Genomic DNA, 19,511 nt, shown 5'->3' on the forward strand with positions numbered 1-19,511 from the left:
TCCATGACCTACTGCGTCGCCGTCAAACTCAAGGCTGGCATGGTGTTCCTGTCCGACTCGCGCACCAACGCCGGGCTGGACCAGATCAGCATGTTTCGCAAGATGATCGTCTACGAGAAGCCCGGCGACCGCTTCATGTGCCTGTTGTCGGCCGGCAACCTCAGCATCTCGCAGTCGATCCGCGAAATTCTGCAGACCGAGCAACTGAAAGACCCCGACGGCGGCGAGCCGATCACCATCTGGAACGCGCGCAGCATGTTCGACGCCGCGCGCGTGCTGGGCTCGGCCGTGCGCCACGTCTACCAGCGCGACGGCGAGGCCCTGCGCCGCTCCGGCATCGAATTCAACGCCAGCCTGATCTTTGGCGGCCAGATCCGCGGCGAAGGCATGCGGCTGTTTCAGGTCTACTCCCCCGGCAATTTCATCGAGGCCACCGCCGAAACCCCGTTTTTCCAGATCGGCGAGAGCAAGTACGGCAAACCCGTGCTCGACCGCGTCATCACCCCCGACACGCCGCTGGAAGAGGCCACCAAGTGCCTGCTGATCTCCATGGACTCCACGCTCAAGTCCAACCTGTCGGTGGGGCTGCCGCTGGACCTGGCGGTCTACGAGGCCGACCGCTGCACCAGCGACCGGGTGGTGTGCATCGACGAGCACAACGCCTACTTCCACATGCTGCGCAGCACCTGGGGTCGCAAGCTGCGCGAGGCCTTCGACCAGATCGAAGCCCCGGACTGGGACCCCACCGGCCCGCTGGCCGCCCCGAGCGGGCGCCACGCCGCGCTGCGCAAGATCACAGACCCCAAGGACAGGCTGATTTGACCCCATGAGCGCCGCATCCCCCCGCCCCTGCATCGTCTTTTCGCACGGCAACAGCTTCCCCGCCGGCACCTACAGCGTCGTCTTCCAGGCCCTGCGCGAGCGGGGCTACCGCGTCACCGCGGTGGAGCGCTACGGCCACGATCCGCGCTACCCCGTCACCAGCAACTGGCCGCACCTGGTGCAGCAGCTCGCGGACTTCGTCGAGGCGCAGGTCGGCCCCGGCGACACGCCGCTGTTCCTCGTCGGTCACTCGCTCGGCGGTTTTCTGAGTCTGATGTGCGCCGCCCGCCACCCCGTGCTGGCCGGGCAGCCGGTGCGCGGCGTGGTCATGCTCGACTCCCCCGTCCTGGGGGGCTGGAAGGCGCGTGCCCTGGCCGCGGCCAAACACACCCGCCTGATCGGTGCCGTCTCACCGGGTCAGGTCAGCCGCAAGCGCCGCAACCGCTGGGCCAACGCCCAGGAGGCGCTGGAGCACTTCCGCCACAAGCGCGCCTTCGCCCGCTGGGACCCGCGCGTGCTGGCCGACTACATCGCCCACGGCACGCACGATGTGCACACGCCGGAGGGCACGCAGCGCGTGCTGACCTTCGACCGCGACATCGAGACCGCCATCTACAACACGCTGCCGCACCACCTGGACCGGCTGCTGCGCCGCCACCCCCTGGCCTGCCCGGTGGCCTTCGTCGGGGGCACGCAGTCCGAAGAGATGCGCCGCGTGGGCCTGACGATGACGCACAAGCTGTGCGGGCGCGAGCCGTCCGAGCGGCTGCAGTTCATCGACGGCACGCACCTGTTCCCCATGGAGCACCCGGAAGCCACGGCCGCGGCCATCGACCGCGCGCTGCGGCACTTCATGGCGCCCGTCACGGCGTCCAGTTGACCCAGCCGAACGCCCCGCTGGCCAGGATCAGCACGCCAAAGCCGATGCGGTACCACGCAAACGGCACGAAGGTGTGGGTGGCCACGTAGCGCAGCAGCCAGCGCACGCACACCCACGCCGACACGAACGACGCCACCAGCCCCACCGCGAACAGCGGCAGGTCCGCCGCCGCCAGCAGATCGCGGTGCTTGTACAGATCGTAGACGGCCGCGCCAAAGATGACCGGAATGGCGAGGAAGAAGCTGAACTCGGTCGCCGCGCGCCGCGACAGGCCGAGCGCCATGCCGCCGATGATGGTCGCCCCCGACCGGCTGACCCCCGGCACCAGGGCCGCGCACTGGATCAACCCCACCGCCAGCGCATCGCGCCAGCCCAAATCGTCCACAGTCGCCACCCGCGCCGCGGGCTGGCGGGCCTGGACGGCTTCCACCCACAGCATGATCAGCCCGCCGGCGATGAAGCCGGCCGCCACCACCCAGGCGTTGAAGAGCACGGCCTTGATCGGCCCGATGAACCAAAACCCCGCCAGCGCCGCCGGCAAAAACCCGAGCAGCACATTGACCGTGAAGCGCTGCGCCTGCGCCTCGCGCGGCAGTCCGCGCAGGGTGCCGATCAGCCGCTGCCAATACAGGCCCACGATGGCCAGAATGGCCCCGGTCTGGATGACCACCTCGAACACCTTGATCGTCTCCCCCGTCAACCGCAGCAAGGCGGCGGTGAGGATCAGGTGACCGGTGGACGAAACGGGCAAAAACTCGGTCAGGCCCTCGACCACCCCCATGAGGGCGGCCTTGAGCAGCAGGGTGACATCCATGGACAGACGCGGGAGTGGGCGAAGCGGCGAGTGTAACGGCCCGCCGCCCCCGGGCCTCAGCGTCGGTCGCGCCAGCCGTCGTGGCGGTGCCAGCCGTCATCACGCCAGCCGCGCCGGTCGTCCCAGCCGGGGCGCTTCTCCCATTCGCGGGGGTGCCAATGCCGGTGCTTGCGGTGCCCGGGAGGCATCGCATAGCCGTAGGCGGGGGCCACAACGGCCACCGGCGGCGACACCACCACCGGGGGCACCATCACCACACGGGGCGCCGGTGCGATCACCACCGGCGGGGTGTTGCCCACCCCCACGGTCACGCCCGGCTGGTGTACGCCGATCGACCAGTACACATCGCCGGCATGCGCCGCGCCGGCCAGTACCAACGCCACGGCAGCCAGGCCCCGGGCCAGCGACGCGGGGCGCAACGGAGTCAGAGGGTTCATGGTTCGCGCTCCTGAACAACGATACCGACATTGAACCACCGCTGCCGCGCTTGGCCGGTTGCCGTTTTGTGACGGCTGTAAACAGACGTAACGGACCGGCGCAGCGGGCCCGACACGCGCCCCATAACCCGACCCCTACAATCCCGGCCTCATGAGCCCGCCCGCCCCTCCTGCCACCGACGCCCTCGCCCACCAACACCCCCAATCCCCGCACGGCAGCGCCGATCCCGTCGCCGAATGGTGCGCCCTGCTGGACACCGCCACGCCGGCGGTGCGCGCGCATGTCGCCCGGGTGGTCGAGCAGCACCGCGCGGAACTGGCCGAGGGTTTCTATCAGGACATGATGGCCCATCGGCAGGCCCAGGTCTTTCTGGACGCGGACATCGTGCACCAGCGGCTGCACGCCTCGCTGCAGCGGTGGTTGACCGAGCTGTTCGCCCCACACACGGCGCAGGACGTGCCCGCCATCGTGGCCCACCAGCGCCATGTGGGCGAAGTCCACGCCCGCATCCAACTGCCCATGCACCTGGTGGCCCGCGGCGCGCGGCTGCTCAAGGGGCGGCTGCTGCAGCGCATCGCGGCCGGTGGCACCGCGCCCGCGCTGGTCGAGGCATCGATGGCCCACATCGGCGCACTGTTCGACTTGGCACTGGAGCTGATGGCCGAATCCTATGTGGGCGACACCCAGCGCGTCGTGCGCAGCGAGGAGGCCTTTCGCCTGCACGCGCTGAGCCAAAACCTGCAGGTCGAGCGCGAACGCCAGCGCTCGCTGCTGGCCGAATGGGAGCAGGACGTGCTGTTTGCCCTGCACCGCGGCGGCGCGCCACTGGACCTGCCCCGGCTGGGCAGTTCGGAATTCGGCCTGTGGTTCACCCACAAGGGCAGCAACCTGTTCGACGGCACGCCCGAGGTAGACCTGGTGCACCAGACCATGGAGCGGCTGGACGACGCGCTGCTGCCCCAACTGGAAAGCGGGCACGGCGACGCCCAGCGCCGCCATGCCCTGCTGATCGAGCTGCAGTCGGCGCTGGACACCCTCAAATACCTGGTCAACACCCTGTTCGAGCGCCATGTGGAGCTGGAGAGTGGCCGCGACACGCTCACGCGGCTGCTCAACCGGCGCTTCCTGGCGCCGATCCTGGCGCGCGAGATCCACCTCGCCCAGATGCGGCACAAGGTCTTTTCGGTGCTGCTGCTCGATCTGGTCCACTTCAAGCACATCAACGACGTCCACGGCCACGACGCCGGCGACAGCGTGCTGCAGCAAATGGCCCCCATCCTGCTCAACAGCGTGCGCTCCAGCGACTTCGTGTTCCGCTACGGGGGCGAGGAGTTTCTGGTCCTGCTGGTGGACGCGCCGAGCGAGCAAGCCCAGGCGCAGGCCGAAAAGCTGCGCCAGCGCATCGCCGCCACACCGTTCGCGCTGGCCAACGGCGTGCACCTGTCGCTGACCGCCAGCATCGGCGTCGCGCCCTACAGCGGCCACCCGGATTACCAGTACCTGATCAACCAGGCCGACGAGGCCCTCTACCGCGCCAAGCGCGGCGGGCGCAACCGGGTCTGTCTGGCGACGGGGGCCGCCTAAAATCGGGGGCATGAGCGATCACGCCCCGCACTCTTCCCCCCATCCGCCCGCTGCCAGCAATTTTCTGCGCCAGATCATCGAGCGCGATCTGGCCCAGGGCCGCTACCACGGCCGCCTGTGGGGCGGCAGCCCCGGTGACGGCAGCCACCACGAGCGGGGCGTGGCCGACCCGGCCCGGGTGCGCATGCGCTTTCCGCCGGAGCCCAACGGCTACCTGCACGTGGGCCATGCCAAGAGCATCTGGCTCAACTTCAGCCTGGCGCAGGCCTACGGCGGCGTGTGCCACATGCGCTTCGACGACACCAACCCCGAGAAGGAGGACCAGGAGTACGTCGATTCCATCCTGGACGCCGTCCAATGGCTGGGCTGGAGCTGGGAGGCCCACGGCACCCGCCACCTGTACTACGCGAGCGACTACTTCGACTTCATGTACCGGGCGGCCGAGTACCTGATCGAAACCGGCCACGCCTATGTGGACGAACAGACGCCGGAGCAGATGCGGGCCAACCGCGGCACGCTGACCGCACCCGGCATCGACAGCCCCTACCGCAACCGCCCGGCCGAGGAGAGCCTGGCGCGTTTTCGCGAGATGCGCGACGGCCGACACGCGGACGGGGCGATGGTGCTGCGTGCCAAGATCGACATGGCCTCGCCCAACATCAACCTGCGCGACCCGGCCATCTACCGGATCAAGCACGCGACGCACCACAACACCGGCGACGCCTGGTGCATCTACCCGATGTACACCTTCGCGCACCCGATCGAGGATGCGCTGGAGAACATCACCCACAGCATCTGCACGCTGGAGTTCGAGGACCAGCGGCCGTTTTACGACTGGCTGCTCGAACGCATCGTACCGATTCTGCGCGCGCCGCAGTTCGCGCGCGCCCGCCAGCTCATCGAGCGCATCGAACAGCAGGGGGTGGAAGCCGGCAAGGAATTTGCCCTGCACTGCCACAACCATGCGCACAAGCTCGGCGTCAACACCGAGCCCGAGCTGCACATGCGGGCGCTGTTCACGAAGTGGGAGCACGACCGCGACGCGGTGCTGCGCGACCTGGGCGAGTTCTTCGGGCTGCTCAAGGACCAGACCCACCAGTTCACGCCGCTGCTGGCCTCGGCGCTGGAAGCCCACCGCATCGAGCCCTTCAACCTGCCACACCAGTACGAATTCGCCCGGCTGAACCTGACCTACGTGGTCACCAGCAAACGCAAGCTCAAGCAACTGGTGGACGAGGGCATCGTCAGCGGCTGGGACGATCCGCGCATGCCCACCATCGTCGGTCTGCGCCGCCGTGGCTACACGCCGGAAGCCATCCGCCTGTTCTGCGAACGCACCGGCGTCAGCAAAGCCGGGGGCTGGATCGACTACGGCAACCTGGAGATCGCCCTGCGCGACGACCTGGAAGGTAAGGCCCCGCGTGCGATGGCCGTGCTCGACCCGGTCAAGCTCAAGCTCACCAACTGGGCGCAGGTGTTTGGCGATGCCGACCACCGCGAGGCCTGCAGCGCCCCGGTGCATCCACAGCGGCCCGAGCTGGGGCTGCGCGCATTCAGCCTGGGCCCCGAGGTGTGGATCGAGCGGGAGGACTTCATGGAGCAGCCTCCCAAGGGCTATTTCCGCCTTTTCCCCGGCAACAAGGTACGCCTCAAGTACGGGTATGTGGTCGAGTGCACCGGCTGCGAGAAGGACGCCGACGGCCGCGTCACCGCCGTACTGGCCACGGTGGTGCCCGACACCAAGAGCGGCACCCCCGGGGCCGACGCCGTCAAGGTCAAGGGCACGCTGACCTGGGTGGGCGTGCACGAGGCGGTGCCCGCCGAAGTGCGCCTGTACGACCGGCTGTTCGCCGATCCGCAGCCCGACGCCGGTGGCAAGGACTTCAAGGCCGCGCTCAACCCCAACAGCCTGCGGGTGGTGACGGCCTACCTGGAGCCGTCGCTGGCAAACGCCCCGCGCGAGGAGCGCTACCAGTTCGAGCGGCACGGCTATTTCGGCACCGACCGCGTGGACCACACGCCCGAGCGGCCGGTGTTCAACCGGATTGCGGGCCTGAAGGACAGCTGGGGCAAGTGAGCCGCGCCGGTCAGCGCGGCTTGCGCCGGGCGGCGGGGGCCTCGCCGCCCGTGCGCGGCTCCAGGTGCCGGAAGGTGATGCGGCCTTTGCTCAGGTCGTAGGGCGACAGCTCCAGCGACACCCGGTCGCCCGCCAGGATGCGGATGTGGTGCTTGCGCATCTTTCCCCCGGTGTAGGCGACCAGGGTGTGGCCGTTTTCCAGGGTGACGCGGTAGCGGGAGTCGGGCAGGATCTCGTCGACCGTGCCGCGCATCTCGATCAATTCTTCTTTGGCCATGGGGGCCTCCTTGGGGTGGCGATGCGGAAGGGGGCAGGCACGCCTGGCCTGCTGGCCATCGAGCGCATCAGGGGGTGTGGGGGACGATGGCCGAGAAATCTGCCGCCGGAACCGGCGGCCATGTTCGGCCGGACGTGGGCGCGCGCCAACGCCTGGGCAACGCGGTGTCACGAACCACCGCGATCCGTGGACCACGATGCACGCGGGGGCGCAAGCGGAAAAAACGCCCCGACACCGCCCGACTCTAACACAGAGTGACCCCGGGCGCGATTGACAATCGCCCGCCACCGGAGCTGTCCGCACCGGCGTATGATGGGGCGCTTCGCAGCCCGTCTCTTCGCACCATGTGGCAGACGATCCGCGCGCTGCCGCCCACCGTATGGCTCATCGGCTTGATCAGCCTGATCAACGATTCGGCATCCGAGCTGGTGTACCCCCTGGTTCCGCTCTATCTGACCTCGGTGCTGATGGCGGGCCCGCGCGCGCTGGGCCTGATCGAGGGGATTGCCGAAGCGACGGCCAGCCTGCTCAAATGGGTCTCCGGTGTCGTGGTGGACCGCACACGGCGCAGCAAACCCTGGATCGTCGTCAGCTACGGTCTGGCGGCCCTGGGGCGCCCCTTGATCGCCTGGGTGACCAGTTGGCCGGCGCTGCTGACCATCCGGTTTGCGGACCGGGTGGGCAAGGGGCTGCGCACGTCGCCGCGCGACGCACTGCTGGCCGCCAGCGTCGGGGCGGATCGGCGCGGGCTGGCCTTCGGGGTACACCGGGCCATGGACAACGCGGGCGCGGTGATCGGCCCGCTGCTGGCCGCGGCCTTGCTGGCCAGCGGCATGCCGCTGCGCGAGGTGTTTTTGTGGACCTGGGTGCCCGCGCTGGCGTGCGTCGCCCTGGCCCTGGCGCTGCGCGAGCCGGCCACGCCGGCACCGGCCCCGAGCGCCCCGCAGATCGACCTCAGCGGCGGTGCGACCCTGCCGCCGGTCTTTCGCCGCTACCTGGTGGTGGTGGCGCTGTTCGCGCTGGGCAACTCGTCCAACATGTTCCTGCTGCTGCACGCCAGTGAGCTGGGCGTTCCCCAGGCCCAGATCCCGCTGCTGTGGGCGGCCGTCTCGTTCATCGCCATGGTGCTGTCCGTTCCGCTGTCGGGCCTGTCGGACCGCGTGGGCCGGCGCCGGCTCCTGCTCATGGGCTATGGCGCCTACGCACTGTTCTACCTGATCATGGGCCCGTCCGCGCCCCCACGGGCGTGTGGCTGGTCGGCTGGTTTGCGTTCTACGGCGTCTTTCTGGCCGCGACCGAGGGGGTGGAAAAAGCCCTGGTTGCCGACCTGGCCCCGGCGCAGCTGCGCGGCACCGCGTTTGGCTGGTTCAGCCACCACGGCCGGGGCCGGCGGCCGTTGAGCGCCCGAAACGTCAGGCCACCGGGTAGGTGCCCGGGATCAGGATCGAGCGGTCCACCGTCTCGATGTTGGTGTGGCCGGTGAAGGCCATGGTGATGTCGAGCTCCTTGTGCAGGATTTCCAGCACCTTGGTCACACCCGCCTCGCCCATGGCCCCCAGGCCGTACAGGAAGGCGCGGCCGATGTAGGTGCCGCGCGCCCCCAGCGCACGGGCCTTGAGCACGTCCTGGCCGCTGCGGATGCCGCCGTCCAGGTGCACCTCGATGCGGTGTCCCACCGCCTCCACGATGCGCGGCAGCGCGCGGATGCTCGACTCCGCCCCGTCGAGCTGGCGCCCGCCGTGGTTGCTGACGATCAGCGCATCCGCGCCGGAGTCGGCGGCCAGCTTGGCATCTTCCACATCCATGATGCCCTTGAGGATGAGCTTGCCCCCCCAGCGCTTCTTGATCCACTCGACATCGCCCCAGTTGAGCCGCGGGTCGAACTGCTGCGCCGTCCACGCCGACAGGCTGCCCATGTCGGCCACGCCCTTGACATGCCCGACGATGTTGCCGAACTGCCGCCGGGGCGTGCCCAGCATGCCCAGGCACCAGCGGGGTTTGGTCATCATGTTCACGATGTTGGGCAGGGTCAGCTTGGGCGGCGCGGACAGGCCGTTTTTCAGATCCTTGTGGCGCTGCCCCAGAATCTGCAGGTCGAGCGTGAGCACCAGCGCGCCGCAGTTGGCGGCCTTGGCGCGATCGATCAGTCGCTCGATGAAGTCGCGGTCGCGCATCACATAGAGCTGGAACCAGAAGCCTTCCCCCGCGTGCCGGGCCACGTCCTCGATGGAGCAGATGCTCATGGTCGACAGCGTGAAGGGCACGCCAAACGCGCGCGCCGCACGGGCGGCCAGGATTTCGCCATCGGCGTGCTGCATGCCGGTCAGCCCCGTGGGCGCCAGCGCCACCGGCATGGCCACGGGTTGGCCGACCATGGTGGTGCGGGTGCTGCGCCCCTCCATGTTGACGGCGACCCGCTGGCGCAGCTTGATGGGCTGAAAGTCGGATTCGTTGGCGCGGTAGGTGCTCTCGGTCCACGAGCCGCTGTCGGCATAGTCGTAGAACATGCGCGGCACGCGCCGTTGCGCCAGCCGGCGCAGGTCTTCGATGCAGGTGATGACGGTCATGGGGACTCCTTCTTCGTGCGCATCCTAGCGCCGAAGCCCCCGGGCGTCACTTGAAATGCCGGTGCGCGCCGTTGAAGAAACGTCGCAGCCGCCTCAACTGCAATGCACGCTGCCGCAGCCGGTCATGGTCGCGGGCCGCACCCGGCTGGGATCGGCCAGGGTCTCGGTGCGCGAGTCGAAGCCCACGGCCCGCATGTGCTGCGCCAGCCCGGCATCCATGGTTTGCGCGTGCATGGGAAACCACTCGGCCAGCGCCGCCGCCATGCGGTCGATGATCTCGTGATCCCCTTGCAGGAAGTGCGCTTCCACGGCCCGCATGGTGTCCAGAATCTGCCGATGGTGCGCGGCGTGGCAGTTGTCCTCGGCAAAGCCGACGGCGACCATCCAGCGCTCCTCGCGCTCGAAGTGCTCCACCGTGTGCGCCACCAACGCCCGGTAGGGCTCGAGCTGTTGGTCGTGCGGCAGCGCGCGCAGCCGGGCCAGCTGGGTGACGAACTCCTCGTGGGTCTCGTCCATGCGGCCGTCGCCCGTGACCAGCGACTCGCCCCAGACAAGGTCGGGGATTTCGGGGAAAGTATCGGTCTCCATGACAGGCAGCGTAGCGGGGTCGGCGGCTGAGGGACTTGACGCAGGTCAAGCCCCCAGCCGAGGGGGGCGCTCAAGCGTCGAAGGGGAACTTCAGCGCACGCAGATCCCGCTTGGTCTCGATGAGCACCAGCGGCTCGTCGCTGACCGCAGGGGCGGGACGCGGCTCGCGCGGCACATGCACCGGGAGCGGTTCGGCCGCGATGGCGGCCTGCACCGCCGCCACCTTGTCCGCGTCCGACTGCACCCATTCCAGGCCGGCTTGACGGGCCAGAACGGCCAGATCCTCGACCGGCAAGCGGTAGGGCTGCGCGGCGGCGGACGGCTGTGCCGCGGGGGCCGCGGCCGGGGGCATCGGGGCGAGCGTCGTTGCGGGCGCTTCGGCAGGCGCTTCGGCAGGCGCCTCGCTGGGCGCCGACACCGATGCGGGGGCCGGCGGCTCCACGGGCACTGCCGTCGTGGCGGCGGGCTCCGCCGGAGTCGGCGGCACCGTGAAGTACGAACGACGCGGGGGTTCGAGCGCGCCGCCGTCGGCAGCGTCGACGGCTTCCGGGGCCTCGGCACCACTCGGGGCGGCGCCCTCCCCGTCCGGACGGCGGCTTCGGTCGCGCCCGTAGCGGTCGCGGCTGCGGCGCTCGCGGGGTGCGCGCGCGGCTTCGGCCGGTTCGGCCGCCGCTGCGCCACCCGCACCGCCGTCCTCCGCCACCGGCGCGGCGGCAGTGGCGGCATCGGTCAGGGCATCGGGCGCGGCCTCGGTCACGGCAGACACAGCCCCGTTATCGGCGGCCTCGCCGCGCGAGCGGCGCCCGCGGCGGCGACGTTCCCCGCGCTCGCGCGGCTCGCCCGCCGCGCCCTCGTCGGCGGAGGGCGCTACGTCGGCCGCCCCCTGGCCACCATCGGTCACGGGCGCCAGAGTGGCGGCCGCTTCGGTGGCGGGGGCCTCGTCCGGCCGGGCGGGACGCATCCCGCGTTCACCACGATCGCCCCGCTCGCCGCGGGGGCGTCGGTCGCCGCGCTCCCGGCGCTCGCCCGGGGCGCCATCGCCACGCGGCTCGGTCAAAGCAGCCTCCGTAGCCGTCACACCTTCGTCGCGGGTCGGGGATCGGGCCTCGCCCCGCTCGGGACGGGGGGGCCGCTCGGCGCGTTCGCTGCGCTCGCTGCGTTCCGCGCGGCCTTCACGACCCTCTCGACCTTCACCATTGCGCACCACTTCCCCACGGCCGCGACCGCCGCGGTTGCCCCGGCCCCGGCGCTCGTCGCTGCCGGGGCGCTCGGGCACGCCCGTGGCCGGGGCCGCGGCGGGGGTGACCACAGGGACCGGCGCCTGCGCCGGCGGGGTGGCCGGGACGGCCTGCCACCCGAACAGGCGTTTGAGCCAAGCCAGGAAGCCCGTCTCGGCCGGCACCACAGGGGCGACGGGCGCGGCGGCCGGCGCCGGTGTAGGGCTGACCGGTGCCAAGGCCGGGGCGGCGCTGGTGGGCGCGGCCGGTGCCTCGGCCCGCGGTGCGGTCACCGGGGCGGGGCTGTCCGGCAGCACGCCCTTGATGATCGGCTCCTGCCGGTTGGTGCGCTCCTGGCTGCGCCGCGTCACCATCGCCACGTCCTCGACGATGTCGGCGAGCTTGTAGCTGGCGTCCAGGTTGTCCAGGCGCGGGTCGTCGTGCTTCAAGCGCTCCAGCTTGTAGTTCGGCGTCTCCAGCGACTTGTTCGGCACCAGCAGCACGCTGATGCGCTGCTTGAGCTCGATCTTGGTGATCTCGACGCGCTTTTCGTTGAGCAGGAAGCTGGCCACGTCCACCGGCACCTGCACCAGCACGGCGGCGGTGTTGTCCTTCAGCGACTCCTCCTGGATCACGCGCAAAATCTGCAGCGCCGAGCTTTCGGTGTCGCGGATGTGGCCCGAGCCGCCACAGCGCGGGCACGGCATGGAGGCGCCTTCGGACAGCGTCGGACGTAGGCGCTGGCGGCTCATCTCCAGCAGTCCGAACTTGCTGATGGGCGCAAACTGCACGCGCGCGCGGTCCTGCCGCAGCGCCTCGCGCAGGCGGTTTTCCACCTCGCGCCGGTTTTTGCTGTCCTCCATGTCGATGAAGTCGATCACGATCAGACCACCCAAATCGCGCAGGCGGGCCTGACGGGCCACTTCGTCGGCGGCCTCCAGGTTGGTGCGCAGGGCGGTCTCCTCGATGTCGCCGCCCTTGATGGCGCGCGCCGAGTTGACGTCGATGGCCACCAACGCCTCGGTCTGGTCGATCACGATGGCACCGCCCGACGGCAGCGTCACCGTTCGGCTGTAGGCGGTTTCGATCTGGTGCTCGATTTGGAAGCGCGAAAACAGCGGCGCGTTGTCACGATAGCGCTTGACCCGATTGACGTACTCGGGCATGACGTGCGACATGAAGCCGCGCGCCTGCTCGTAGATGTCGTCGGTGTCGATCAGGATTTCGCCGATGTCGCTGTTGAAATAGTCGCGGATGGCGCGGATGACCAGCGTCGATTCCTGGTAGATCAGTTCGGGTTTGGTCAGCGACTTGGCCGCGCCCTCGATGGCACTCCACAGCTTGAGCAGGTAGTTCAGATCCCATTGCAGCTCCGCGGCCTCGCGTCCGATGCCGGCGGTACGCGCGATGATGCTCATGCCGCTCGGATATTCCAATTTGTCGAGTGTGGCTTTCAATTCTGCCCGGTCGTCGCCCTCGATGCGCCGGCTGACGCCGCCGCCGCGCGGATTGTTCGGCATCAGCACCACGTAGCGGCCCGCCAGGCTGATGAAGGTGGTCAGCGCCGCGCCCTTGTTGCCGCGCTCCTCCTTTTCCACCTGGACGAGCAGTTCCTGGCCTTCCTTGATGACGTCCTGGATGCGCGCCTGCGACGGCGGCACGTTGCCCTGGAAATACTGCTTGGAGATTTCCTTGAACGGCAGGAAGCCGTGGCGGTCCTCGCCGTAATCGACGAAGCACGCCTCCAGCGACGGCTCCACGCGCGTGACGACGGCCTTGTAGATGTTGCCCTTGCGCTGTTCGCGTCCTTCGATCTCGACTTCGTAGTCGAGCAGTTTTTGCCCGTCGACGATCGCCAGCCGGCGCTCCTCGGCCTGCGTGGCGTTGATCAGCATGCGTTTCATCGTGTGTTCCTCAGACTCGGTCGTACAAGCGCCCTCGATGGGCGCGGATGCCGCGAACCGCGGACCGGTCGAGCGAACGGGGAGGAATTGCCGGAGAGCCTCTGGGATGCGCGCAGCCCTGCCCGGCGTGCGCCGGGCAGGGGGTCACGCGCTCCCGGGCATGGGCGCGTGGATCACGGTGAACAGGGACGACGGACCGTTGTGCAGCACGGGAAGGCGGGCGTCTCGGTGGTCACTGAATCCTCGTGCAGCCCGCCACACGGCGATTCGGCTCGGCCGCGGGCTGCACGTTGGGGGTATTCCGTATCGGGTTCGCTGACTGAATGAACGTCGGTTCTACCGGGGCAAGGCGCATCCATCCGGGGACCGGTGGCCCAAACACGACGGACCTGACCCGGATGCGCCGCCCGCCCAGGGTTCGGCAAGAATATGCCTGTCAGCGCTCTGCAGCGACCGGCGTGCCGTACACTTCGCGGCGACCCGATCCTTTTTTGGCGCACGGACAGACGCTGGGATTATAGGCGTGGACCGCATGGCGTGCGATGTGCTGGGGGCGGGTCGCCGCTTGCCCATGTCCAATGCCGCCGTCCGTCACCTCACCGTCGATGCCGAGTCCGCCGACCAGCGGCTCGACAATTTTTTGCTGCGCGAACTCAAAGGCGCGCCCAAAACGCTGATCTACCGCATCATCCGCAGCGGCGAGGTTCGGGTCAACAAGGCGCGCGCCCGCGCCGACACCCGGCTGCAAGCGGGCGACGATGTGCGGCTGCCCCCGGTGCGCCTGCCCGAACGGGTGATCGGCGCGGCACCGGCGGCCGTGCCCGCGCGGGAGTTCCCCGTGCTCTACGAGGACGATTGGCTGCTGGCGATCGACAAGCCCGCCGGCGTGGCCGTGCACGGCGGCAGCGGTGTGTCGTCCGGCGTGATCGAACAACTGCGCCGGGCACGGCCCGGTGCGGCGCTGCTGGAACTGGTGCACCGCCTGGACCGCGAGACCAGCGGCGTGCTGCTCGTGGCCAAGCGGCGCAGCGCGCTCAAACGCCTGCAGGACCAGTTTCGCGAACGCAGCACGGGCAAAACCTATCTGGCGCTGGTGCGCGGCGAATGGCCCGCCGCCCGCAAGGTGATCGATGTCCCCTTGCACAAATACCTGCTGCCCGACGGCGAGCGGCGCGTGCGGGTCACCGATGCGCGCGACCCCCTGGGACAGCGCTCGATTTCGCTGGTGCGGGTGCTGGGGGACGTGCATCCGCCACCCGGTGCGGCGGCAGACGCCCCGCGCATGACATTGTTGGCCGTGACCATCAAAACCGGCCGCACCCATCAGATCCGGGTGCATCTGGCCCACGTCGGCCATCCCATCGCCGGTGACGACAAGTATGGCGATTTCGAATGGAACCGCCTGCTGGCACGGCTCGGGCTCAAGCGGATGTTTCTGCACGCCTGGCGGCTGACGATACGGCATCCGGTGACGGAGCAGGAGTTGCGATTGCATGCACCATTGCCGCCCGAATTGGCCGATTGGGGCGACGTGCGGCGATTTTTTTGATTACAATCGCGCCGTCCGATCCATTTTGTTCAACCGTTGGGGAATGCTCATGGCAACCTATGCAGAACTGAAAGCCCAAGCCGAAGCCCTTCTGGCCCAGGCCGAGCAATTGCGCAAGCAAGAGCGCGCCGGCGTGATCGCCGAGATCCGCGCCCGCATGGCCGAATACGGCATCACGGCCGAAGAATTGGCCACCACCGGCACGCGCGGCGGCAAGACCAAGGCCGGCCGCTCCAAGGCCGAGCCCAAATACCGCGGCCCCAACGGCGAACTCTGGTCCGGCGGCCCGGGCCGCAAGCCGGAATGGGTGCGCAACATTCTGGCCGCCGGCGGCAACATCGAGAACTTCCGCATCGCATAAGCCCTCCAACACAGGGACGGCAAAAGGCGCCTGTCATGCGCCTTTTGTCATTTTGGCGCCCCGGATTCGGGGCCGTTGCCATTTCCGGGCCCACCGTGACCGATTCCACCGTCTCCGATCCCGCTTCTTTTGTCACCGACCGTCCCCGGCGTTACGACCTCATCGCCTTCGACTGGGACGGCACATTGTTCGATTCCACCGCGCTGATCGTCGGCTGCATCCAGGACGCGGTGCGCGACGTCGGCGGACGGATGCCATCGCGCGAGCGCGCGGCCTGGGTGATCGGCATGGGTTTGGCCCAGGCGCTGGCGCACGCCGCGCCGGACGTGCCTCCCGATCGCCAGCCGCTGCTGGTGGAGCGTTACCGCCACCACTGGTTTGCGCGCCAGCACGAAGTCACCCTGTTCGACGGGGTGCTGCCGCTGCTGACCGATCTGCGCGGCCGCGGCCACCGCTTAGCCGTGGCCACGGGCAAAAGCCGCCGCGGGCTGGACGTCGCCTTGCAGACGGTGGCGCTGCACGGTGTCTTCGACGCCTCCCGCACCGCCGACGAGACGGCCGGCAAACCCGACCCGCAAATGCTGCTGGAACTGATGGCCGAATTCGACGTGCCGCCCGAGCGCACCCTGATGATCGGCGACACCACGCACGACCTGCAGATGGCGCGCAACGCCGGCTGCGCCGCAGTCGCGGTCACCTACGGCGCCCATGCGCACGAGGACCTGCGCTCGCTGCAGCCAGCGTTCGTGGCACACACCGTGGCCGACCTGCATGCCTGGCTGCGCGTGCATGCCTGAGCGTCCGCCCCCCCCGTTCAGGAGCCCGCCCGTGAGTGTCCAATGGTTTCCCGGTCATATGCACGCAACGCAAAAGGCGTTGCGCGAGCGACTCAAGACCACGGACGTCGTCATCGAACTGCTCGATGCCCGGCTGCCGGGGTCGAGCGCCAATCCGCTGCTGGCCCAGCTGATCGGTGATCGGCCCACGCTGAAGGTGCTGAACAAGGAAGACCTGGCCGACCCGGCGCGCACCGCGCAGTGGCTGGCCTACTACAACGCCCAGCCCCGCACCCGTGCGATCGCCTTGCACGCGCATACCCCGGGGCCGGCGCGCACCCTGGTGGCCGAATGCCGTCGGCTGGCGCCGAACCGCGGTGGCATGGTCAAGCCGCTGCGGGTGCTGATCGCCGGCATCCCCAACGTGGGCAAGTCCACCCTGATCAACACCCTGCTCGGCAAACGCGCCGCCAAGGCGGCGGATGAGCCGGGCGTCACCCGGCAGGAGCAGCGCGTCGTGCTGGCCGACGACGTGTATCTGTACGACACGCCGGGCCTCCTGTGGCCCAAGATCATCGTGCCGGAAAGCGGGGACCGGCTGGCCGCCAGTGGCGCCGTCGGGCGCAATGCCTTCGACGAGGAAGCCGTCGCGCTGGCCCTGCTGCGGGCGCTGCAGGCCGATTACCCGGCGCTGCTGGAGGCCCGCTACCGCCTGGGGCTGGCGCCGGCGGCCATCGCCGCGCTGCCCGACCATGAGCTGCTGGCCGCGATCGGGCGCAAGCGCGGCGCATTGCTGCCCGGGGGGCGCATCGACCCCCACAAGGCGGGCGAAGCGGTGCTGGCGGATTTTCGCGCCGGGGCCATCGGGCGCATCACGCTGGAGACGCCGCAAACATTTGCCGCTTGGCTGGAAGCGGCGCGGGCGGCCGAAGCGCAGTCGCAGGCGCAGCGCCAGGCCCGCCGTGCCCCGCGCCGCCCGACCGGGCCCGAGGCCGCGCAACGCCACCCCGACGCTGGCACAAACCCCTGAGGCGCTGCTACAGTCCGCGGTCATGCATTCGCAGCCCCCTCAGCCCCCGCGGTCCAGGTCCGCTCGGGCGGCCGCTGCGCACGATCCGGCGGATGGACTGACGCCCCGGCAGCGCGAGGTGCTCGATTTCATCGCCGGCCATGTGCGCGATCGCGGCGTGCCCCCGACGCGGGCGGAGATCGCGCACGCCTTCGGCTTTCGATCGCCCAATGCGGCCGAAGCCCACCTGCGGGCGCTGGCGCGCAAAGGCGCGGTGCAGTTGCTCGACGGCAGTGCCCGGGGCATCCGCGTGCTGGGCGCAGCGCTGGCGCCCGGGGCCCCAGCGATCCCCAATGGCAACGCAGATGCGCCCGCCGCAGCCCCCGCACCGCCTTGGGATAACGGCGAGGCCACCCTGCTCCACTTGCCCCTGATCGGGCGGGTGGCGGCTGGCTCCCCCATCCTGGCGCAAGCGCACGTCGAGGCCACCTACCCCGCCGACGCGCGCTGGTTTGCCCGCCGTCCCGACTACCTGCTGCGGGTGCGCGGCTGGTCCATGCGCGACGCCGGCATCCACGACGGGGACCTGCTGGCCGTTCAGGCCGTGCGCGAGGCCCGCCCCGGCCAGACCGTGGTGGCCCGCCTGGGGGACGAGGTCACGGTCAAGCGCCTGCAGCGCGAGGGCGCGCATTGGCGGCTGCAGGCCGCCAACCCCGAGGTGGCAGACATTCTCGTGCGCCCGGGCGATGCGTTTGCCATCGAGGGGGTGGTCGTGGGCCTGCTGCGCCCTCAAGGCTGGGATTGATTGCCGCGCGGCTGCCCCGCGGCGAAGTCGCGCACATCCTGCGTGATCTTCATGCTGCAAAAGCGCGGCCCGCACATGGAGCAGAAATGCGCGACCTTGGCCGAGTCCTTGGGCAGGGTCTCGTCGTGGAATTCACGGGCTTTGTCCGGATCGAGGCCGAGGTTGAACTGGTCCTCCCAGCGGAACTCGAAGCGCGCCTTGCTCAGCGCGTTGTCGCGGATCTGCGCGCCGGGGTGGCCTTTGGCCAGGTCGGCGGCGTGGGCGGCGAGCTTGTAGGTGATGATGCCTTCCTTGACGTCTTGCTTGTTGGGCAGGCCCAGGTGCTCCTTGGGCGTGACGTAGCACAGCATGGCGGTGCCGTACCAGCCGATGGTGGCGGCGCCAATGCCGCTGGTGATGTGGTCGTAGCCGGGGGCGATGTCGGTGGTCAGCGGGCCCAGGGTGTAGAACGGCGCTTCGTGGCACTGCGCCAGTTGCAGGTCCATGTTTTCTTTGATCAGGTGCAGCGGCACGTGGCCGGGGCCTTCGATCATCACTTGGACGTCGTGCTTCCAGGCGATTTGCGTCAACTCGCCCAGGGTGCGCAGCTCGGCCAGTTGGGCGGCGTCGTTGGCGTCGTAGATGGAGCCGGGGCGCAGGCCGTCGCCCAGGCTGAAGGCCACGTCGTAGGCCTTCATGATCTCGCAGATTTCCTCAAAGTGGGTGTAGAGGAAGTTCTCCTGGTGGTGGGCCAAGCACCATTTGGCCATGATGGAGCCGCCGCGGCTGACGATGCCGGTCATGCGCTCGGCGGTCAGCGGCACGTAGCGCAGCAGCACGCCGGCGTGGATGGTGAAGTAGTCCACGCCCTGCTCGGCCTGCTCGATCAGCGTGTCGCGGAAGATGTCCCACGTCAGTTCCTCGGCCTTGCCGTGGACTTTTTCCAGCGCCTGGTAGATCGGCACGGTGCCAATGGGCACGGGCGAGTTGCGGATGATCCACTCGCGCGTCTCGTGGATGTGCTTGCCGGTGGAGAGGTCCATCACCGTGTCGGCCCCCCAGCGGATGGCCCAGGTGAGCTTGTCCACCTCCTCCTGAATGGAGGAGGTGACGGCGCTGTTGCCGATGTTGGCATTGACCTTGACCAGGAAGTTGCGGCCGATGATCATCGGCTCGCTTTCCGGGTGGTTGATGTTGGCGGGGATGATGGCGCGGCCGCGGGCCACTTCATCGCGCACGAACTCGGGGGTGATTTCGGCGGGAATGCTGGCACCGAAGCTTTGACCGGGGTGCTGGCGCCCGATCATGGCGGCCATCTTGCGCCCCGTGGGGCCGGCGGCCTGCAGCGATTCGAGGTATTCGCGCCGACGCAGGTTTTCGCGGATGGCGATGAACTCCATCTCCGGCGTGATGAGGCCGCGTCGCGCGTAGTGCATCTGGGTGACGTTGGCGCCCGCCTTGGCACGGCGCGGCTGGCGCTGCAGCCCGGGGAAGCGCAGTTCGTCGAGCCCGGGGTCGGCAGCGCGGGCGCGTCCGTAGGCGCTGCTCAGGTCCGGCAGGACCTCGGTGTCCTGGCGCGCCTCGATCCAGCGCCGGCGCAATGCCGGCAGCCCGTGGCGAATGTCGATGCGGGCGGCCGGGTCGGTGTACGGCCCCGAGGTGTCGTACACGAAGACGGGGGGATTGGGCTCGGCGCCAAACGCGGCGGGCGTGTCGCTTTGCTGGATTTCGCGCATGGGCACGCGGATGTCCGGGCGCGAGCCCTCGACATAGATCTTGCGCGATCGGGGCAGCGGCTGGATGGCGGCTTGGTCCACCTGGGCCTGGGTGGCCAGGAAGCGGTCGGCAGGGGCGTTCACGGGGT

General features: G+C 69.4%; 16 protein-coding genes and 1 pseudogene. 10 read left to right on the top strand and 7 right to left on the bottom strand.

Annotated features, from left to right (window positions below):
• Positions 1-3: 3 nt before the first annotated feature.
• Both A9O67_RS10940 and A9O67_RS10945 read left to right on the top strand, forming a co-directional pair.
• Positions 4-822 (top strand): proteasome-type protease, encoded by an 819-nt coding sequence (locus tag A9O67_RS10940; RefSeq protein WP_068610250.1) that lies wholly within the window; start codon positions 4-6, stop codon positions 820-822.
• Between the two features lie 4 nt (positions 823-826).
• Complete coding sequence (locus A9O67_RS10945) at positions 827-1,702, top strand: alpha/beta hydrolase (RefSeq protein WP_068610252.1); 876 nt, start codon at positions 827-829, stop codon at positions 1,700-1,702.
• Here the strand turns inward: A9O67_RS10945 and A9O67_RS10950 are convergent.
• Both A9O67_RS10950 and A9O67_RS10955 read right to left on the bottom strand, forming a co-directional pair.
• Positions 1,686-2,516 carry an undecaprenyl-diphosphate phosphatase gene (locus tag A9O67_RS10950; protein ID WP_068610253.1) on the bottom strand — a complete coding sequence of 277 codons (831 nt, stop codon included), beginning with the start codon at positions 2,514-2,516 and terminating at the stop codon, positions 1,686-1,688. The genes A9O67_RS10945 and A9O67_RS10950 overlap by 17 nt on opposite strands.
• Before the next feature lie 56 nt (positions 2,517-2,572).
• Positions 2,573-2,953, bottom strand: coding sequence for a hypothetical protein (locus A9O67_RS10955; RefSeq protein WP_068610255.1), 381 nt, complete (start codon positions 2,951-2,953; stop codon positions 2,573-2,575).
• 151 nt (positions 2,954-3,104) lie between these two features.
• On the opposite strand from A9O67_RS10955, the gene A9O67_RS10960 reads away from it, so the two are divergent.
• Positions 3,105-4,538: a diguanylate cyclase gene (locus tag A9O67_RS10960; protein WP_082955536.1), complete on the top strand. Its 1,434-nt coding sequence runs from the start codon at positions 3,105-3,107 to the stop codon at positions 4,536-4,538.
• Positions 4,539-4,548: 10 nt separating this feature from the next.
• Entirely contained in the window at positions 4,549-6,615 is a 2,067-nt protein-coding gene (locus A9O67_RS10965; RefSeq protein WP_068610257.1) for a glutamine--tRNA ligase, read from the top strand.
• A 10-nt stretch (positions 6,616-6,625) separates the two neighbouring features.
• On the opposite strand, the gene infA is transcribed toward A9O67_RS10965, so the two are convergent.
• Entirely contained in the window at positions 6,626-6,892 is a 267-nt protein-coding gene (infA, locus tag A9O67_RS10970; RefSeq protein WP_068610259.1) for a translation initiation factor IF-1, read from the bottom strand.
• 344 nt (positions 6,893-7,236) lie between these two features.
• Between infA and A9O67_RS10975 the strand changes: the two genes are divergently transcribed.
• A complete protein-coding gene (locus tag A9O67_RS10975; protein WP_068610261.1) occupies positions 7,237-8,292 on the top strand; it encodes an MFS transporter in 1,056 nt (351 codons plus the stop codon).
• Between the two features lie 12 nt (positions 8,293-8,304).
• Here the strand turns inward: A9O67_RS10975 and A9O67_RS10980 are convergent, their stop codons facing one another.
• The 3 genes from A9O67_RS10980 to A9O67_RS10990 all read right to left on the bottom strand — a co-directional run bounded on the left by A9O67_RS10980 (position 8,305) and on the right by A9O67_RS10990 (position 13,168).
• Positions 8,305-9,459, bottom strand: coding sequence for an alpha-hydroxy acid oxidase (locus tag A9O67_RS10980; protein ID WP_068610263.1), 1,155 nt, complete (start codon positions 9,457-9,459; stop codon positions 8,305-8,307).
• A gap of 93 nt (positions 9,460-9,552) precedes the next feature.
• Positions 9,553-10,047, bottom strand: coding sequence for a bacteriohemerythrin (locus A9O67_RS10985; RefSeq protein ID WP_068610264.1), 495 nt, complete (start codon positions 10,045-10,047; stop codon positions 9,553-9,555).
• 70 nt (positions 10,048-10,117) lie between these two features.
• Positions 10,118-13,168, bottom strand: coding sequence for an Rne/Rng family ribonuclease (locus tag A9O67_RS10990; RefSeq protein ID WP_068610266.1), 3,051 nt, complete (start codon positions 13,166-13,168; stop codon positions 10,118-10,120).
• 532 nt (positions 13,169-13,700) lie between these two features.
• Between A9O67_RS10990 and A9O67_RS10995 the strand changes: the two genes are divergently transcribed.
• From A9O67_RS10995 to lexA, 5 genes are all read left to right on the top strand, one after another.
• Positions 13,701-14,717, top strand: coding sequence for an RluA family pseudouridine synthase (locus A9O67_RS10995; protein ID WP_068610645.1), 1,017 nt, complete (start codon positions 13,701-13,703; stop codon positions 14,715-14,717).
• Positions 14,718-14,766: 49 nt separating this feature from the next.
• Entirely contained in the window at positions 14,767-15,078 is a 312-nt protein-coding gene (locus A9O67_RS11000) for an H-NS histone family protein (protein WP_068610647.1), read from the top strand.
• Positions 15,079-15,173: 95 nt separating this feature from the next.
• Positions 15,174-15,875, top strand: coding sequence for an HAD family hydrolase (locus tag A9O67_RS11005; protein WP_068610268.1), 702 nt, complete (start codon positions 15,174-15,176; stop codon positions 15,873-15,875).
• Positions 15,876-15,906: 31 nt separating this feature from the next.
• Positions 15,907-16,884 (top strand): ribosome biogenesis GTPase YlqF, encoded by a 978-nt coding sequence (gene ylqF / locus A9O67_RS11010; protein ID WP_068610270.1) that lies wholly within the window; start codon positions 15,907-15,909, stop codon positions 16,882-16,884.
• Positions 16,885-16,981: 97 nt separating this feature from the next.
• Entirely contained in the window at positions 16,982-17,668 is a 687-nt protein-coding gene (gene lexA / locus A9O67_RS11015) for a transcriptional repressor LexA (RefSeq protein ID WP_068610649.1), read from the top strand.
• A gap of 11 nt (positions 17,669-17,679) precedes the next feature.
• Here the strand turns inward: lexA and thiC are convergent.
• Positions 17,680-19,506, bottom strand: a pseudogene (gene thiC / locus A9O67_RS11020) (phosphomethylpyrimidine synthase ThiC); the annotation flags it as partial.
• Positions 19,507-19,511: the final 5 nt, after the last annotated feature.

Source organism: Tepidimonas fonticaldi (assembly GCF_001675355.1).
GTDB lineage: Bacteria > Pseudomonadota > Gammaproteobacteria > Burkholderiales > Burkholderiaceae_C > Tepidimonas > Tepidimonas fonticaldi.

Excerpts from the sequence above, each read along its gene's own strand:
- A9O67_RS10940 (WP_068610250.1), top strand. The coding sequence starts at position 4 with ATGACCTACTGCGTCGCCGTCAAACTCAAGGCTGGCATGGTGTTCCTG.
- A9O67_RS10945 (WP_068610252.1), top strand. The coding sequence starts at position 827 with ATGAGCGCCGCATCCCCCCGCCCCTGCATCGTCTTTTCGCACGGCAAC.
- A9O67_RS10950 (WP_068610253.1), bottom strand. The coding sequence starts at position 2,516 with ATGGATGTCACCCTGCTGCTCAAGGCCGCCCTCATGGGGGTGGTCGAG.
- A9O67_RS10955 (WP_068610255.1), bottom strand. The coding sequence starts at position 2,953 with ATGAACCCTCTGACTCCGTTGCGCCCCGCGTCGCTGGCCCGGGGCCTG.
- A9O67_RS10960 (WP_082955536.1), top strand. The coding sequence starts at position 3,105 with ATGAGCCCGCCCGCCCCTCCTGCCACCGACGCCCTCGCCCACCAACAC.
- A9O67_RS10965 (WP_068610257.1), top strand. The coding sequence starts at position 4,549 with ATGAGCGATCACGCCCCGCACTCTTCCCCCCATCCGCCCGCTGCCAGC.
- infA (WP_068610259.1), bottom strand. The coding sequence starts at position 6,892 with ATGGCCAAAGAAGAATTGATCGAGATGCGCGGCACGGTCGACGAGATC.
- A9O67_RS10975 (WP_068610261.1), top strand. The coding sequence starts at position 7,237 with ATGTGGCAGACGATCCGCGCGCTGCCGCCCACCGTATGGCTCATCGGC.
- A9O67_RS10980 (WP_068610263.1), bottom strand. The coding sequence starts at position 9,459 with ATGACCGTCATCACCTGCATCGAAGACCTGCGCCGGCTGGCGCAACGG.
- A9O67_RS10985 (WP_068610264.1), bottom strand. The coding sequence starts at position 10,047 with ATGGAGACCGATACTTTCCCCGAAATCCCCGACCTTGTCTGGGGCGAG.
- A9O67_RS10990 (WP_068610266.1), bottom strand. The coding sequence starts at position 13,168 with ATGAAACGCATGCTGATCAACGCCACGCAGGCCGAGGAGCGCCGGCTG.
- A9O67_RS10995 (WP_068610645.1), top strand. The coding sequence starts at position 13,701 with ATGGCGTGCGATGTGCTGGGGGCGGGTCGCCGCTTGCCCATGTCCAAT.
- A9O67_RS11000 (WP_068610647.1), top strand. The coding sequence starts at position 14,767 with ATGGCAACCTATGCAGAACTGAAAGCCCAAGCCGAAGCCCTTCTGGCC.